This is a genomic window from Shewanella halotolerans (assembly GCF_019457535.1).
GTDB classification, from domain to species: Bacteria; Pseudomonadota; Gammaproteobacteria; order Enterobacterales; family Shewanellaceae; genus Shewanella; species Shewanella halotolerans.
In genome coordinates, this window is record NZ_CP080417.1 from 1,640,394 (window position 1) to 1,656,604 (window position 16,211).

At 52.5% G+C, this 16,211-nt stretch carries 14 protein-coding genes; 7 read left to right on the plus strand and 7 right to left on the minus strand.

Annotated features, from left to right (window positions below; genetic code table 11):
- Nucleotides 1–25 precede the first annotated feature (25 nt).
- The 4 genes from clpX to K0H81_RS07120 all read left to right on the plus strand — a co-directional run bounded on the left by clpX (nucleotide 26) and on the right by K0H81_RS07120 (nucleotide 6,413).
- Nucleotides 26–1,306 (plus strand): ATP-dependent protease ATP-binding subunit ClpX, encoded by a 1,281-nt coding sequence (gene clpX / locus K0H81_RS07105; RefSeq protein ID WP_011866304.1) that lies wholly within the window; start codon nucleotides 26–28, stop codon nucleotides 1,304–1,306.
- A gap of 126 nt (nucleotides 1,307–1,432) precedes the next feature.
- Complete coding sequence (gene lon / locus K0H81_RS07110; RefSeq protein WP_220060378.1) at nucleotides 1,433–3,790, plus strand: endopeptidase La; 2,358 nt, start codon at nucleotides 1,433–1,435, stop codon at nucleotides 3,788–3,790.
- A 259-nt stretch (nucleotides 3,791–4,049) separates the two neighbouring features.
- A complete protein-coding gene (locus tag K0H81_RS07115; protein WP_011866302.1) occupies nucleotides 4,050–4,322 on the plus strand; it encodes an HU family DNA-binding protein in 273 nt (90 codons plus the stop codon).
- Between the two features lie 225 nt (nucleotides 4,323–4,547).
- Nucleotides 4,548–6,413 carry a SurA N-terminal domain-containing protein gene (locus tag K0H81_RS07120; RefSeq protein WP_220060379.1) on the plus strand — a complete coding sequence of 622 codons (1,866 nt, stop codon included), beginning with the start codon at nucleotides 4,548–4,550 and terminating at the stop codon, nucleotides 6,411–6,413.
- Nucleotides 6,414–6,902: 489 nt separating this feature from the next.
- On the opposite strand, the gene fabV is transcribed toward K0H81_RS07120, so the two are convergent.
- From fabV to pspF, 7 genes are all read right to left on the minus strand, one after another.
- Nucleotides 6,903–8,105 (minus strand): enoyl-ACP reductase FabV, encoded by a 1,203-nt coding sequence (fabV, locus tag K0H81_RS07125; protein ID WP_220060380.1) that lies wholly within the window; start codon nucleotides 8,103–8,105, stop codon nucleotides 6,903–6,905.
- Nucleotides 8,106–8,209: 104 nt separating this feature from the next.
- The gene (locus tag K0H81_RS07130) at nucleotides 8,210–8,995 is read right to left on the minus strand and encodes a peptide ABC transporter ATP-binding protein (RefSeq protein WP_011866299.1); all 786 of its coding nucleotides are present in this window, start codon (nucleotides 8,993–8,995) and stop codon (nucleotides 8,210–8,212) included.
- Complete coding sequence (locus K0H81_RS07135) at nucleotides 8,970–9,983, minus strand: peptide ABC transporter ATP-binding protein (protein WP_011866298.1); 1,014 nt, start codon at nucleotides 9,981–9,983, stop codon at nucleotides 8,970–8,972. Before K0H81_RS07135 ends, K0H81_RS07130 begins: the two co-directional genes overlap by 26 nt.
- 12 nt (nucleotides 9,984–9,995) lie before the next feature.
- On the minus strand, nucleotides 9,996–10,886 hold the full coding sequence (locus K0H81_RS07140) for an ABC transporter permease subunit (protein ID WP_011866297.1): 891 nt from the start codon (nucleotides 10,884–10,886) through the stop codon (nucleotides 9,996–9,998).
- Nucleotides 10,873–11,904, minus strand: a complete 1,032-nt coding sequence (locus K0H81_RS07145) for an ABC transporter permease subunit (protein ID WP_220060381.1) — start codon at nucleotides 11,902–11,904, stop codon at nucleotides 10,873–10,875. Before K0H81_RS07145 ends, K0H81_RS07140 begins: the two co-directional genes overlap by 14 nt.
- On the minus strand, nucleotides 11,904–13,547 hold the full coding sequence (locus K0H81_RS07150; protein ID WP_220060382.1) for an ABC transporter substrate-binding protein: 1,644 nt from the start codon (nucleotides 13,545–13,547) through the stop codon (nucleotides 11,904–11,906). The genes K0H81_RS07145 and K0H81_RS07150 overlap by 1 nt, the downstream gene beginning before the upstream one ends.
- A gap of 87 nt (nucleotides 13,548–13,634) precedes the next feature.
- The gene (gene pspF, locus K0H81_RS07155; RefSeq protein WP_220060383.1) at nucleotides 13,635–14,705 is read right to left on the minus strand and encodes a phage shock protein operon transcriptional activator; all 1,071 of its coding nucleotides are present in this window, start codon (nucleotides 14,703–14,705) and stop codon (nucleotides 13,635–13,637) included.
- 177 nt (nucleotides 14,706–14,882) lie between these two features.
- Between pspF and pspA the strand changes: the two genes are divergently transcribed.
- Genes pspA through pspC form a run of 3 tightly spaced genes read left to right on the plus strand, consistent with a single transcriptional unit; the run spans nucleotide 14,883 to nucleotide 16,208 of the window.
- Nucleotides 14,883–15,566, plus strand: coding sequence for a phage shock protein PspA (gene pspA, locus K0H81_RS07160; RefSeq protein WP_011866293.1), 684 nt, complete (start codon nucleotides 14,883–14,885; stop codon nucleotides 15,564–15,566).
- A 20-nt stretch (nucleotides 15,567–15,586) separates the two neighbouring features.
- The gene (gene pspB / locus K0H81_RS07165; RefSeq protein WP_011866292.1) at nucleotides 15,587–15,826 is read left to right on the plus strand and encodes an envelope stress response membrane protein PspB; all 240 of its coding nucleotides are present in this window, start codon (nucleotides 15,587–15,589) and stop codon (nucleotides 15,824–15,826) included.
- Complete coding sequence (gene pspC / locus K0H81_RS07170; protein WP_144200503.1) at nucleotides 15,813–16,208, plus strand: envelope stress response membrane protein PspC; 396 nt, start codon at nucleotides 15,813–15,815, stop codon at nucleotides 16,206–16,208. The genes pspB and pspC overlap by 14 nt, the downstream gene beginning before the upstream one ends.
- The last annotated feature ends 3 nt before the right edge of the window (nucleotides 16,209–16,211 follow it).

Here is a 16,211-nt window from a genome sequence, read left to right on the forward strand (position 1 = left end):
GTGAAACTGCAAAAGAGGTAAACTAATGGGCGACAACAAAAGTAACGGTGATAGCGGGAAACTGCTGTACTGCTCTTTTTGTGGAAAGAGTCAGCATGAGGTTCGTAAGCTCATCGCCGGCCCTTCTGTGTATGTATGTGACGAGTGTGTAGAGCTTTGCAACGATATTATCCGTGAAGAGATACGTGAGATATCGCCAAAGCAAGATCAAGATAGATTACCTACGCCACATGAGCTCAGAGCGCATCTTGACGACTATGTCATAGGTCAAGAGAAGGCTAAGAAAGTCTTATCTGTTGCTGTATATAACCACTATAAGCGTTTAAAGAATGCTACGCCTAAAGATGGTGTCGAACTGGGCAAGAGTAACATCCTGCTTATTGGCCCAACCGGTAGTGGTAAGACGCTGCTTGCCGAGACCTTAGCTCGGTTCTTGAATGTGCCTTTTACCATGGCCGATGCCACCACCCTGACCGAAGCCGGTTATGTGGGTGAGGATGTCGAAAACATCATTCAGAAGCTGCTGCAGAAATGCGACTACGATGTTGAGAAGGCCCAGCGTGGTATCGTCTATATCGATGAGATCGATAAGATCAGCCGTAAGTCAGATAACCCATCGATCACCCGTGACGTGTCTGGTGAAGGTGTGCAGCAGGCCCTGCTTAAGCTGATTGAAGGCACAGTGGCTGCCGTACCGCCTCAAGGCGGCCGTAAGCATCCACAGCAGGAGTTCTTGCAGGTCGATACCTCTAAGATCCTCTTCATCTGTGGTGGCGCCTTTGCGGGCCTAGAGAAGGTGATCGAGCAGCGCTCTCATGTTGGTACCGGCATAGGTTTCGGCGCCGAGGTGAAAGGTGAGGCCGATAAGGCCACAATCTCTGACGTATTGCTGCAGGTTGAGCCTGAAGATCTGGTGAAATATGGTTTGATCCCTGAGTTCATCGGTCGTCTGCCTGTACTGGCAACCCTGGCGGAGCTGGATGAAGCGGCTCTGATCCAGATCTTGTCTGAGCCAAAGAATGCGCTGACTAAGCAGTTTGCCGCCCTGTTCGAGATGGAAGGGGTTGAGCTTGAGTTCAGAGAAGATGCGCTCAAGGCAATTGCCCTGAAAGCGATGGATCGTAAGACAGGTGCTCGCGGTCTGCGTTCAATCGTCGAAGGCATTCTACTGGACATCATGTACGACCTGCCATCAACCGAGAACGTGGCCAAGGTGGTTATTGATGAGTCTGTTGTTAAGGGCGAGTCCGCTCCTATCCTCATCTACGAAGCCAACGAGACGCAAGCCGCGGTGGCTGAACAATAATTCGGCTAACGCGAAGCGAAATAAACATAAAGGAGTCCACTGGGCTCCTTTTTTTATATTTGCCATTGAAACCCACTGAAACACCCCAATATACTCATTAATATTGTTACCAAACGGAATCGAGCTATGACCTTAGAGCGTGAAGCGCGAATCGAACTCCCGGTACTGCCATTGAGAGACGTGGTGGTTTACCCCCATATGGTTATTCCCCTGTTCGTCGGTCGGGAAAAATCTATTCGCTGCCTGGAAGCAGCGATGGAGCAAGATAAGCAGATTATATTAGTGGCCCAGCGCGATGCTGAATTAGATGAGCCGACCAGCGATGATATCTTCGAGGTCGGAACCGTCGCCTCTATCTTACAACTGCTCAAACTGCCTGACGGCACAGTGAAGGTGCTGGTCGAAGGTGGCCAACGTGCCCGTATCGACAAGTACACTCAAGAAACCGAATTTTTTGTGGCGACCGCCCAGTACCTCGAGTCGGAAGAACTTGCCGATAAGGAAGAGGAGGTGTTGGTACGTTCGGCCATCGGCCAGTTCGAAGGTTATATCAAGCTAAACAAGAAGATCCCGCCAGAGGTACTGACCTCGCTCTCGGGGATAGATGAAGCCGCGCGCCTTGCCGACACCATGGCGGCCCATATGCCGCTGAAGCTTGAAGATAAGCAGGCGGTGCTGGAGATGGTTAACGTCTCCGAGCGCCTTGAATATCTGATGGCCATGATGGAGTCGGAGATCGATCTGCTGCAGGTGGAGAAGCGCATTCGCTCCCGCGTGAAGAAGCAGATGGAGAAGAGCCAGCGCGAGTATTACCTCAACGAGCAGATGAAGGCGATACAGAAGGAGCTTGGGGATATCGACGAGTCTCACGACGAGTTTGAGACCCTGACCCGTAAGATTGAAGAAGCCGGCATGCCGAGCGAGGCCAAAGAGAAGGCTACCGCCGAGCTCAACAAGCTGAAGATGATGTCGCCTATGTCTGCCGAGGCCACAGTTGTGCGCAGCTATGTGGACTGGATGATCTCTGTGCCCTGGAAACAGCGCTCTAAGATCAAGCGCGATCTCGCCAAGGCTCAGGATGTGCTGGATACAGACCATTATGGTCTGGAAAAGGTTAAAGAACGCATCCTCGAGTATCTGGCGGTGCAGAGCCGTGTTAAACAGCTCAAGGGACCTATCCTGTGTCTCGTGGGGCCACCGGGTGTGGGTAAGACCTCGCTGGGACAATCTATCGCCAAGGCAACGGGCCGTAAGTATGTGCGCGTAGCGCTCGGCGGCGTGCGAGATGAAGCCGAGATCCGGGGTCATCGCCGTACCTATATCGGCTCAATGCCGGGTAAGGTGATTCAGAAGATGTCTAAGGTTGGCGTGAAGAACCCGCTCTTCCTGCTCGATGAGATCGATAAGATGAGCAGCGACATGCGTGGTGACCCGGCGTCGGCGCTGCTAGAGGTGTTAGACCCTGAGCAGAATGCGACCTTTAGCGATCACTATCTGGAAGTCGATTACGATCTCTCTGATGTGATGTTCGTAGCGACCTCTAACTCGATGAACATTCCTGGCCCGCTACTTGACCGTATGGAAGTGATTCGTCTGTCGGGTTACACCGAAGATGAGAAGCTCAACATCGCTAAGCAGCATCTGTTGCCTAAACAGATTGAGCGTAACGGCCTCAAAGCCAGCGAAGTCAACGTCGATGAGAGCGCCATTATCGGCATCATCCGTTACTACACCCGTGAAGCCGGTGTGCGTGCGCTTGAGCGCGAACTGTCTAAGATCTGCCGTAAGGTAGTTAAACAGATCCTGCTGGACAAGTCGGTGAAGCATGTGGATGTCAATCAAGACAACCTCAAGTCTTTCCTCGGCGTGCAGCGCTTCGACTATGGCAAAGCCGAGTCGAACAACCAGATTGGTCAGGTGACAGGCCTTGCCTGGACCGAAGTGGGGGGCGATCTGCTCACCATCGAAGCCACCTCTGTGCCGGGTAAAGGTAAGCTGACTTACACTGGCTCATTGGGTGACGTGATGCAGGAGTCGATTCAGGCGGCCATGACAGTGGTACGTGCCCGCGCCGAACAGCTGGGCATCAACCCAGACTTTTACGAAAAGCGCGACATTCACGTGCACGTGCCTGAGGGAGCTACGCCAAAAGACGGTCCTTCTGCCGGTGCGGCCATGTGTACCGCTTTGGTCTCTAGCCTCACAGGCAACCCGGTGCGTGCCGATGTGGCCATGACCGGTGAGATCACCCTGCGCGGTGAGGTCTTGCCAATCGGCGGCCTGAAAGAGAAGCTGCTGGCGGCCCATCGCGGCGGTACTAAGCTGGTGCTTATTCCTAAGGAGAACGAGCGTGACCTCGAGGAAATCCCAGCCAATATCGTGGCTGACCTTGAGATCAGACCGGTACGTTGGGTGGATGAAGTGCTTAAGCTGGCGCTAGAACGACCAATCGAAGGCTTTGAAGTTGTTAAAAATTTGGTCTAACGCAAGAAAATGCCTATTTGCATTAAAAAAAATGCAAAAAGGGGCTTTTTAAAATCTAAACCTGTGGTAGCCTAGGTCTGTGGATAGCATTTTAGCTGCAGCCCTTGGCGCTGCTGGTTTTAAGGCTTATTCCAATTTTATTTCTTAGGTTTTCCTATTTGGCTTGAACTTTAGTTTCAAGCTTGTTATAAAAAGCCTCCGCAGACCGCTCTAGAGAAGGATTTGGTTGCGGCGCAAAAATTAAATTCAAGGGGATGACATGAACAAATCTGAACTAATCGAGAAAATCGCTTCTGGTGCTGATATCTCTAAAGCGGCCGCTGGTCGTGCTCTAGATTCTTTTATTTCTGCTGTGACTGATGGCTTAAAAGATGGCGATAAAATCTCTCTAGTTGGTTTTGGTACTTTTGAAGTGCGTCAACGCGCAGAGCGTACTGGTCGCAACCCACAGACTGGTAAAGAGATCAAGATTGCTGCAGCAAACATTCCAGCATTCAAGGCCGGTAAAGCACTTAAAGACGCTGTAAACTAAGACACACTTAGTTAAGGTGGCCTTTGTAAACCTTACGAGTAGTTTGATAAGCACTGTTTAGACAGTGCTTTTTACGAGTAGGGGTTTTGATAATGTAACCCTCATTATCAAGCCGTTGGCCTAACATTACGCACTGTGTAAACTAGGTCTACAAATTACAAAAATGGCGCATCCTCCAATAGGTGATGCGCCTTTTTATTTTTATTGCAACGAGCGAGAAGTCTGATGTTAGAAAAGATTCGCGAAGGCTCACAGGGCGTGATTGCTAAAGGCATTCTCGTTCTTGTCATTTTGTCCTTTGCATTTACTGGCGTGAGTAGCTATTTGGGTTCATCTTCGGAGCCGAGCGCGGCTACGGTTAATGGTGAAGAGATCAGTAAATCTGCACTGGAGCAAGCCTATCAAAGCGAGCGTGCTCGATTAGAGCAGCAACTGGGTGATATGTACGACACCTTGGCCAGTAACGAAAGCTACCTGGCTAGCGTGAAGCAGAATGTATTAGAGCGACTGATCGCCGACAAGTTGGTGGATCAAGCCGCCGCCGACTTAGGACTTACAGTCTCCGATCAACAGATCAAAGCGGCTATCATGAATGAGCCCGCCTTCCAAACCGACGGTAAGTTTGACAACGACCGTTACCTAGCCCTGATCCGCCAGCTAGGCTATCAAGCCAACAGCTTCCGCGACATGATGCGTGGTGACATGACACGTCGTCAGCTAGTGGTGACCGTTGTCGGTTCTGAATTTGTGTTGCCTGGTGAAGCCGAGTATCTGGCAAAAATTCAGGGACAAACCCGTGACATTCGTTACCATGTGGTTGATGCCGAGCCTATGCTGGCCGCTGTAAGCGTGAGCGACGAAGAAGCGAATACCTATTATCAGCAAAATCAGTCGCTGTTCGTGCGTCCTGAAACCATTGCGCTGGATTATATCGAGCTAAGTGCCAATCAGTTAGCGTCGGCGATTCAGGTAAGCGATGAAGAAGCTAAGACCTATTACGACGAGAACAAGGCGCAGTACCTGCAGCCTGAGAAGCGTCTGGCCGCCCATATCTTGGTGAGCCTGGGTGATGATGAAGATGCCGCTAAGGCTAAGGCCGAAGCGATCATGACTAAGCTCAAGGCGGGCGAAGAATTTGAAGCGCTGGCCAAGAGTGATTCAGATGACAGCTTCAGCGGTGAGCAAGGTGGCAAGCTGGATTGGTTCGAACAGGACGTTATGGAAGCACCTTTCGATCAGGCACTATTCGCGCTGGAAAAGGGTCAGTATTCAGACATAGTGAAGACCAGCTTTGGTTACCACATCATCAAGCTGCTCGATCTACAAGCGGCATCGACCTCGCCATTCGAGGCGGTCAAAGACAAGATCGTTGCTCAGATCCAGCAAGACAAGGCCGTTAACGAGTTTTATACCCTGCAACAGCGCCTGTCTGACGTGAGCTACGAAGTGCCTGATACCCTGGCCGAAGCGGCTAAAGAGGTGGGCGTTGCGGTCAAGACCAGCCCAGTATTTACCCGCGACAATGCACCAGATCCACTAAACTCTGCCGATGTGCTTAAAGCGGCCTTCTCTAACACGGTTCTGCTCGATGGCATGAACAGTGATGTGATTGAGCTGGGTGACAACCATGTGGTCGTGGTGCGTGTGAACAAGCATGCTGCGGCGGGCACCATGGAGTTTGCCGAGGTGAAGGCGACCATTGTAGAGCGTCTCAAGCAAGACAAGGCTAACGAGCTGGCGCGCGACAAGGCGCAAGAGATGATGGCAGCCATCAAGGGCGGTGAGATCCCGGCCGAGATGATCACTCGCACTCAGCTAAGCCGTGGCGAGCAAGGTATCGATACCTCTATCGTTAGCAAGGCATTCGAGATGGCCCAGCCTGCCGAGCAGTTTGTGGTTGATACCGCGGCCCTGGCTAACGGTTATGCCGTGGTGATCCTGGATAAGGTGAATCAAGCCGAGAGCGTCGATGAGAGCCTGGTAACAGCGCTTAAGCAACGTTTGAACTCTCAGTACAGTGAGAACGACTACCGCGCGCTTATCGCCGCGCTGAAGACTCAGGCGGAAGTGGTTTACACGCCAGCCGAATAATTTATCTTGAGAATAAGATGAGTTGCCAAAAGCCAGTCCTAGTGACTGGCTTTTTTGTTGCTAAGGTTTGGCCAGAGGCCATTCAATTCGGTTTGCCTGTGAGTACAGAGTGGCAATCCGACTGAGGAGGAGATCAGCCTGAGTTGCTGCATAGAAGGCATTTTCGCCGTTTCATTAGGGGAGGTGGGTGTCGATAACGGCCTTTCTATCGAGTGTATGGTCTAGGCTTCTAGCCAGTAGCGATCAGCATCTGCTTTTGCAGTTACCACTCTGGATTGTCTTCTATGGGGGATTGGTAGGGAGATGGTCTTTAGCCTACTCATAATGCCGCTTAGAAGAGATGAGTAGAGAGAAGGCAACTTTTATTGGGGCTTGTGGCAGGTTTCACCAATCGCGGCCTGATAGTGCCTCTGAGGCGCTTCAGGGAAAATAGCCTGAAAACAAAAAGCCACGGCAATGGCCGTGGCTTTTTATCGATGAGCGAGTGGTTTAGAACTGCTCGACGTCGAAGTTCACCTCTGGGTTCACATCGGCATCATAGTCTACAGACTCGATACCGAAACCGAATAGCTTGAGGAACTCTTCCTTGTACTCACGGTAGTCGGTGAGTTCTCTGAGGTTCTCTGTGGTGATGGTCGGCCATAGGTCGCGGCAGTGCTGCTGAATTTCGTCACGAAGCTCCCAGTCGTCCAGACGCAGGCGGTTAGCCTCGTCGACTGCTGGTGCTGCACCGTCGGCGCGATAGAGGCGCTCGTGGAACATACGGTTGATCTGCTCCTGACAGCCCTCGTGCAGACCCTCTTCGCGCATCTTCTTAAATACCATGGCGATGTAGAGTGGCATTACAGGGATGGCCGAACTTGCCTGAGTAACCACACTCTTAAGCACAGCAACGTTGGCGCTGCCACCTGTGGCCGATAGCTTGTCGTTGAGTGCGTGCGCGGCGCGGTCAAGGTCCATCTTGGCCTTGCCCAGGGCACCGTGCCAGTAGATAGGCCAGGTCAGCTCTGTGCCTATGTAGCTGTAGGCAACTGTCTTACAATCTGGAGTCAGTACGCCAGCCTCGGCCAGGGCATTGATCCACAGCTCCCAATCCTGACCACCCATGACGGTAACAGTATCTTCAATCTCTTGCTCTGTGGCCGGCTCAACGCTGGTTTCGATGATCAGATCTTTGTTGGTATCAACCGCAGTAGACTTGTATGTCTCGCCAATTGGCTTCAGTGAAGAGCGTACCAGCTCGCCGCTGTCAGGCAGTTTTCTTACTGGAGAGGCCAGTGAGTAAACTACCATGTCAACCTGACCCAGATCTTGCTTGATCAGCTCGATAGCTTTTTGCTTGGCTTCATGGCTGAAGGCATCACAGTTCAGGCTCTTAGAATAGAGACCGTCTTGCTTCGCAAACTTGTCGAAGGCCGCTGAGTTATACCAGCCAGCCGTACCAGGCTTAGTCTCGGTACCTGGTTTTTCAAAAAAGACGCCGAGGGTTGCCGCGCCGCTGCCAAAGGCTGCCGCAATGCGCGAAGATAGACCATAGCCACTTGAAGAGCCGATCACTAATACTTTCTTAGGGCCGTTGGCGACAGGGCCTTTTGCCTTAGTGATGTTGATTTGCTCTAGTACATTTGCTTCACAGCCAACCGGATGAGTGGTGGTACAAATAAAGCCACGTGTTTTGGGTTTGATTATCATGTTTCTGCTTCTCTTGAAAAAGTGCCATAAGGATAATTAAACCACGCTGAAATGGCACACCTTTTTTAATAATAAGACGTTAATGTTCCAGTGGTTGGAGCAGTTTAACGCTTGTAGGAAAACATGGTCTGTTCCTGAATAAGCCGCTGGGTGTATTCATGCTCGGGGGCATTAAACAGCTTCTCTGTGGTGGCTTTTTCCACCATCTTGCCCTGGTGCAATACCATGATCTTATCGCTGAAATGGCGAATGATATTCATGTTATGGGACACGAAGATGTAGGAGAGTCCCATCTCCTGCTGCAGCTTGAGCAGCAGGTTAAGAATTTGCGAGCGCACAGAGAGATCCAGCGCCGTTAACGCCTCGTCGGCAATGATAATTTTTGGGTTTAACATCAAGGCCCTGGCCACCGCGACCCGCTGCTTCATTCCCTCTGAGATCATGTGAGGGTAGAAGTCGGCGTGCTCTGGCAGCAGGCCGACCTTGCGCAGGGTATCCACCACCTGAGCGAAGCGTGCCTGCTTGTCCAGATCCGTATTGAACCTTAAGGGCTCATCCAGCAGCTCACCCACAGTCAAGCGCGGGTTGAGCGAGGTGTTGGGGTCCTGAAAAATCATCCGAATGAGCCTGCAACGCTGCTTCAGGTTGCGGCTTTCCAGCGCTTCGCCCTCAAATAAGATCTCACCATCGGTGCGCTGCTCGGCGCCTACTAAGATACGGGCCAGGGTGCTCTTGCCCGAGCCCGTCTCGCCTACTATCGCCAGGGTCTCGCCGCGATTCAGCTCGAAGGAGATGGGCTCGAGGGCATGGTTATACTGGCGCTTAAATCCCTTATAGCCGGCGAAAAAGGTTTTACTGAGTCGATTAACTTTTAGTAAGGGGCTCTTCATGGCATGGCTCATTGTGATAAGGGAAATGACAGGCAAAATAGCGGTCTTTCTGGTGACAAAGGCTAGGCTGGTTGACGCAGAGTTTCTGTGCCTGGGGGCAACGCGGGCCGAGTCTGCACCCTATGGGAAGATGCTGTAGTGCCGGCGCCGAGCCTGGCAACGTCTGCATCATGGTCTTGTGGTGCTCGGGATTGGAGTAATCGGGAATATTATCCAAAAGCGCCTTGGTGTAAGGGTGATAGGGATTGGCGATAACATCGCTGGTCACTCCCGATTCCATCACCTGACCGCTATACATCACGGTTAAACGATCGCACCACTGAGAAAGTGTCTCTAACTCGTGGCTAATCAATAGGATAGATACGTTCTGCAGCTGATTGAGTTTACTCAGCAGACGGAAAATCTGTGCCTGGGTGCGCACCTCCATCGAGTTGGTGGGCTCGTCGGCAATCAGCAGCCTAGGCTGATTGGCCACGGCGATGGCGATCATCACCTTCTGGCACTCGCCGTCGGAGAGCTCCCAGGCGTAGCTGGACATGATCTTCTGGGTCTCTTTTATACCCACCTTATGCAGCCACTGCTGGGCCTTCTTGCGCTTGTCGCTGCCGCGCTTCCACCAGGGCAGTTCTTTGTTTTCCGGCATCGCCTCGATGATCTGGGTGCCGACAGCAATGGCCGGATCTAAGCTGCTGATGGGGTCTTGAAAGATCATCGCCATCTCGCTGCCCATGAGCACGCGGCGCTCGCTGGGGGACATGTCCATCAGGTTCTGTCCATCCCACATCATGCGATCCGCCTGTATGGTCCAGTTGTGACCCGGGATCCCTAAGATAGCCTTGGCCAGCAAGGTGCGGCCCGAGCCCGACTCGCCCACCAGGCCGTGAACCTCGCCCGGGTTGAGGGTAAGGCTCACACGCTCCAGGGCCTTGACGCGGCCGTGGGGGGTATCGAGTTCTATGGTGAGGTTTCTAATGTCCAGTAATGGCATAGCTGCGTCTCGTTAGGAGCGAATCGGCGAGAGGGCAGAGCGCAGTCCGTCTCCCACCAGGTTAATGGCTAGCACGCTACAGAGGATGGCGACGCCGGGTATGGTGACCGTCCAGGGAGCGGTGAGCAGATTATCTAGGCCTTGAGACACCATGGCGCCCCATTCTGGGCTAGGGGCCTGGGCCCCCAGGTTGAGGAAGCCCAGTGCGGCGATATCAAGGATAGCGGCTGAGATCCCTAAGGTGGTCTGAATGATCATGGTATCCATGATGTTGGGCAGGATCACATACCAGAAGATCTGCAAACTATTGGCACCATCGAGTCTGGCGGCGGTGACATACTCTTTCTGTAACTCTTCGTGCACCGCCTGGTGAATGGCGCGGACAAACTGTGGGGTGAGCGCGATGCCCACGGCCCAGAAGACGTTGCCAAGCCCTGGCCCTGTGACCGCCACCACCAGAATCGCCATCAGCAGCGAGGGGATCGACAGCAGCGCATCAAGCAGATGGCTCAAGATACTCGACTTGAGGCCCTTCATCATGCCCGAGATGGAACCTATGATGAAACCCAGCAGCAGGGCGGTGATAACGATTGCCAGTGCCATGCCGAAGGTGAGATGGGCGCCATGGAGCAGGCGGCTGAAGATGTCGCGGCCCAGATCGTCTGTGCCGAGGAAGTGTTCCACCGTGCCGGTGGGCTCCCAGGAGGGCGCGAGCAGAAGCGCTAAGGGGTCTTGATGTTCAGGGCTATAGGGTGCGATAAGCGGGCCAAACAGGGCCAGAAGCAGCAGACAGCAGACAGCCCAGAGCCCGGCGAAGGCGAACGGGTTATCGGTAAAGGCGGACCAGATCCGGCTCAAGGGCGAGGGGATGTGATCTTCCTGATAAATTTTAATTTGCGGCATAGAGCTCTTTCCTGCTGAGGGGGTTCATTGCCGTATGGATCACCTCGATAAGGATACTTAAGAAGATGATGATTAAGGCGACGGCGAGGATCCCGCCCTGTATCACAGTATAATCCCTTTGATAGATCCCAGAGACCAGCCAGGCGCCCACGCCAGGCCAACTAAAGATCACCTCTACCACCATAGCATAGCTGGCGAAGGCGCCCAGCATGAGGCCGAGGTTTTTCAGCACGGGAATAAAGGCGTTCGGCAGTGCGTGGCGCAGCACTATGATGCTGGTGTGAAGGCCGCGGGCCTCGGCGGCTTTGATATAGGTCTGATCCATGATGGATATCATCGCCGCGCGGGTGATACGCACAACTACGGTAAAAGGCAGTACTGCCAGGGTCACCGCAGGCAAGATGATATGCAGCAGGGCGTCGATAAAGGCCGAGGTGGCGTATTGCGAGTCCGACAGCAAGGTATCGATCAGCAGAAAGCCAGTGACCGGGCGTATGTCATACAGCAGATTGATCTGCCCCGAAATCGGCAGCCAGCCAAGCTGCACCCCAAACCAGAGCGACAGTGACAGGCCGAGCCAGAACACGGGAATGGAGTAACCGGTCAGGGTGATCGCCATGATGGTGTGCTGAGTGATCTTATGCTTGCTCAAGGACGCCAGTACTCCCAGCGGCAGACCCAACACCAGGGCGATCAGTCCGGCGACAATCCCCAGCTCAAAACTGGCGGGCAACACGGCGGTGAGCTCGTCGATCACCGGGTTCTGTGAGGTGGCCGATATGCCCAGGTTACCCGACAGGCGCTGCTGCAGGTAGGCGAGAAACTGATGTGCCTGCGAGCTATCGAGTCGATAATCTTGCTTAATCTGCGTCAGCTCCTGGGCAGTTGGCGATTGCAGGCCCGTTAATGCAAAGGTGTGCGCGACGGGGAACTTACCGGTAGCGATAAACATCACCAGGAAAAGCACCAGTGAGGTCGCCAGGAAAAGATTTAACCTACGGATCAGGTATCTGGCCATCAGTTACTCTCCTTGTTGTCGCTGGCAAGGCGAGGCTGGGCAGACGTCTTGGTGAAGGAGATGCCGCCAAAGGGGGTCAGCTTAGCTTCGGTCACCGATTTCTGTTTTACCACCATACGGGTAGCGTGGGCGAAGGGCAGCATAGGTACATGCTCGGCCACATACTGCTCGGCCTCTTGATAGAGACGCGCCCGCTTCTCTCTGTCTGTGGTGGACTTGGCCGCGTTGAGGATATGGTCGAAGGCGGGGTCGCACCAGCGCGAACGGTTACTGTTTGAGCCCACCGAGGCGCAGCTTAAAATGGGCGTAAAGAAGTTGTCGGGGTCGCTGTTGTCGGCGTTCCAGCCGATGAGCACCGAGTCGTAACCATGCTGGCTCAGCTTTTGATTGAAGACGCTCCAGTCGTAGTTGACGATGTTGACCTTGACGCCAATGTTGGCCAGATCCGCCTGGATAAGCTCGGCGGTTTTATGGGCGTTGGGGTTGTAGATGCGGGCGACCGGCATGGCCCAGATATCTATGGTGAGGTTTTTTACCCCAGCCTCGTCGAGTAGCTCGCGGGCTTTCTCTGGGTTGTAGTCGATCATCTTCTCGTTGGCCGAATAGGCCCAAGAGAGTGGCGGCAGCAGGCCCACCGCCTCTTCGGCCGTCTTCTGATACACAGCCCTGAGGATGTTCTCTTTATCTATGGCGTGGGCCAGTGCGCGGCGCACCCTGACATCGTTAAAGGGGATCCGCTCGGTATTAAAGGCCCAGAAGGCGACGTTAAATCCGGGGAGCGACTCCACCTCGAGATCTTCTTTCTCGATCACCACCGGCAGCTCACCGGCCTTAGGCAGGGCCGAGACGTTACAGTCACCGGTGATCAGCTTAGCCAGGCGGGTGGTACTCTTTGGTGTGATATCAAACACCAGCTGATCGACCTCTGGGGTCAGGCGCCAGTAGTAGGGGTTGCGGTAGTAACGAATAAAGTCGTTCTTGACGTAATCGATCAGCCTGAAGGGGCCGGTACCTATCGCCAGTTTGTCCAGCAACTCTTCCTGGCCCGTGCGCTGTAGTTGGTCGGCATACTCTTTAGAGAGGATCACCGCGAAGCCTGTCGCCAGGTTAGAGAGGAAAGAGGCATCCTTATGCTTAAGATGAAAGGCGACATGGTAGTCATCTATCTTCTCTATGTCGTCGATAAGCTCGGCAAAGCCGATACTCTGGAAGAAGGGATAACCGCTTTTAGAGACAAAGTGATAGGGATTGTCGGTATCTATGATGCGGTTGAAAGAGAAGAGCACATCGTCGGCATTAAAGTTGCGACTCGGGGTAAAGATGTCGGAGCGATGAAATTGCACGTCCTGGCGAAGCTCGAAGGTGTAGACCTTCTCATCATCGCTGAGGTGCCAGGAGGTGGCGAGAGACGGGGTCATCTCACCGGTTCTGGCGTCGTAATCCACCAGACCGTCGTAAAGCTGCTGTGAGGTCGCATCGACCGTGGTACCAGAGGTGACCAACTGGGGGTTGAAGGACTCAGGGTTGCCTTCAGAGCAATAGACCAATCCCGAGGGCACTCGAGTCGGTCCACAGGCCGACAACAGTGTCACGATACAACAAAACGCCGAACCTAACGTGAGACGTTTGAGCAGCTCTTTCATCAGCAGATGTAATAGTTATTTGAATGAAGGGGTTTATTTTAACAGTGGTCTGGAGTTAGGGGCAAACATCATCTGCCCCTGGTGCGCTTATTTATCCAGTAAGTTGTACTTTTTTAAGATCCCTCGCAACTGGTGATAGCTGAGTCCGAGTAGCTCCGCCGTCTTCTTCTGGTTGTATTGCCCCGATTCCAGCGCCTTCTTAAGCAGCATGATCTCCTGCTGCTCACAATGTTCTTTAAAGTCCAGTGGGAAGCTGATATCTAGGCCGTTAGCCTTGCTGGCTGATTCGGTAGCGGGCGTCGCTGGGCTCTCCTGCTCAACGGCCTGTTCACTCTGCACCTGACGGGACTTGGTCTTGACGCGGTTGGTCGGCCTATAAGGGGAAGCAAAGGGATCTATGATAATGCTGTCGATCGGTTCTTCTAGATCCGTATTCCGGTAGACGGCGCGCTCGACCACGTTCTTCAACTCACGGATATTGCCCGGCCAGTGATAATCCAGTAATTGCTCGATGGCATTGCGACTAAAGCCGTCAAATTGCTGCTGTTTCAGCTGGCGAGCCATGCCGATGGCGAAATATTCGGCCAGGGGCATAATATCTTCCGGGCGATGACGCAGTGGTGGCAAGGTGATCACATCAAATGCCAAGCGGTCGAGCAGGTCGGCCCTAAATTCCCCAGCTTCGGCCAGTGAGGGGAGATCTTCGTTGGCAGCGCACACCAGGCGCACATCTGTCTGTACCGTCTTGCTGCCCCCCACACGTTCAAACTCGCCATATTCGATGACGCGTAGCAGTTTCTCTTGGATCAAACCTGAGGTGTTGGCTAGCTCGTCTAAAAATAGGGTGCCGCCATCGGCGCGCTCGAACCGTCCTTCGTGCTTCTTGTTGGCGCCGGTGAAGGCGCCTGCATCGTGGCCGAAGAGCTCGCTCTCCAATAGATTTTCACTGAGCGATGAACAATTTAGCTTAATAAAGCTTTGATCCCAGCGTTTGGAGAGATAATGTAGGCGCTCGGCGATCAACTCTTTACCGGTTCCGCGCTCGCCAATAATTAAGACCGGCTTAGATAAGGGTGCAATTTTTGAAACGTGCTCAAGGACTTCCAGTAGAGCGTTTGACTGACCTATGAGGTTGTCTTGTTGAAATTGATTGGCCACTTTATTTTTTAGTCTTTCACGCTAATTATTGGTGAAAATTATAATATGTGCCCTGTGAAATAAAATAAAGAAAAAGTTATAAATATGTTTAACTGATTGTTTTTAATCGGTATAGTTAAGTTGGCACACTTAATGTATTAATCTAGGCGAAACCAACATAAATTTGAGGACAGTATTATGGGAATTTTCTCTCGCTTTGCAGATATTATTAACTCGAATATCAGCGCATTACTCGATAAAGCAGAAGATCCAGAAAAAATGGTTCGCCTGATCATCCAAGAGATGGAAGATACGTTAGTAGAAGTTCGTTCTACCTCAGCCAAGGTACTGGCAGAGAAGAAAGAGATCATTCGCCGTATCGCTAAGGTGCAGGAGCAGGTTCAGGATTGGCAGGACAAGGCGGAACTGGCACTGTCGAAAGACCGTGAAGATCTAGCTAAGGCTGCTCTGCTTGAAAAGCAAAAGGCCAGTGAGCTGGCAAGCACCCTAGAGCAGGAGCTAGTCGTTGTCGAAGAGCAGATCGCACGCCTGAAAGAGGAAGTGAACCTGCTGCAAGAGAAATTGGCCGACGCTAAGGCACGTCAGAAGACTATCATTATGCGTAAGCAGACTGCGTCTTCGCGTCTTGAGGTGAAGCGTCAGTTGGACTCTAGCAAGATAGACAATGCCATGAGCCGTTTCGAGCAGTATGAGCGTCGTGTCGAAGGTCTTGAATCTCAGGTGGAAGCCTATGATCTGGGTAACCAGAAGACACTGAACGATGAATTCGCCGCGCTGGAAGCTGAAGATGCCGTTAGTGCAGAGCTAGAAGCCCTGAAGGCTAAGGTAAAAGCAGCGAAAGCCAAGAAACAGACTAAATAACAACAATTCTGAGGTGAGTTATGGATTTGGATTTATTAATAGCCCCAATTATTATCTTTATGGTAGTGGTGGCGCCCATCTGGCTGATTCTGCACTATCGTAGCAAACGCCAAGTGAGCCAGGGACTCACTGAAGAAGAGTATGCTCAGCTGAATGAGCTAATCGGCAAAGCTGATAAAATGGCCCAACGCATAGAGACATTGGAAGCGATTTTAGATAGCGAGGCCCCGCAGTGGAGGAATCGAGATGAGCGAATCTAAGGGACGACCCTTATATCGAATCCCCGAGTCAGGCAAGATAGCTGGAGTGTGCGCAGGGATAGCGGACTACTTCAACTTCGAAACCTGGTTGGTCAGAGTGGTCGCCGCATCGATATTTTTGCTTGGGGGATCGGGGGTTATTCTTATCATCTACGTACTACTCTGGATGATCTTGGATATCAAACCCGGCAGCGCAAAGAACAAGCAACAACACAAGGAGATCGAGGTGAAGAAGAAGGTATGGCAGGCAGGAGAGCCGGCTAAGGCAGCCTTAAGAGACGTCAACAACCAGTTCCGCGATTTAGAACTCAGGTTGCAGCATCTTGAAAGGCACGTCACCTCAGATAGCTTCGATCTTAAACAGCAGATCAACAATCTTTGAATC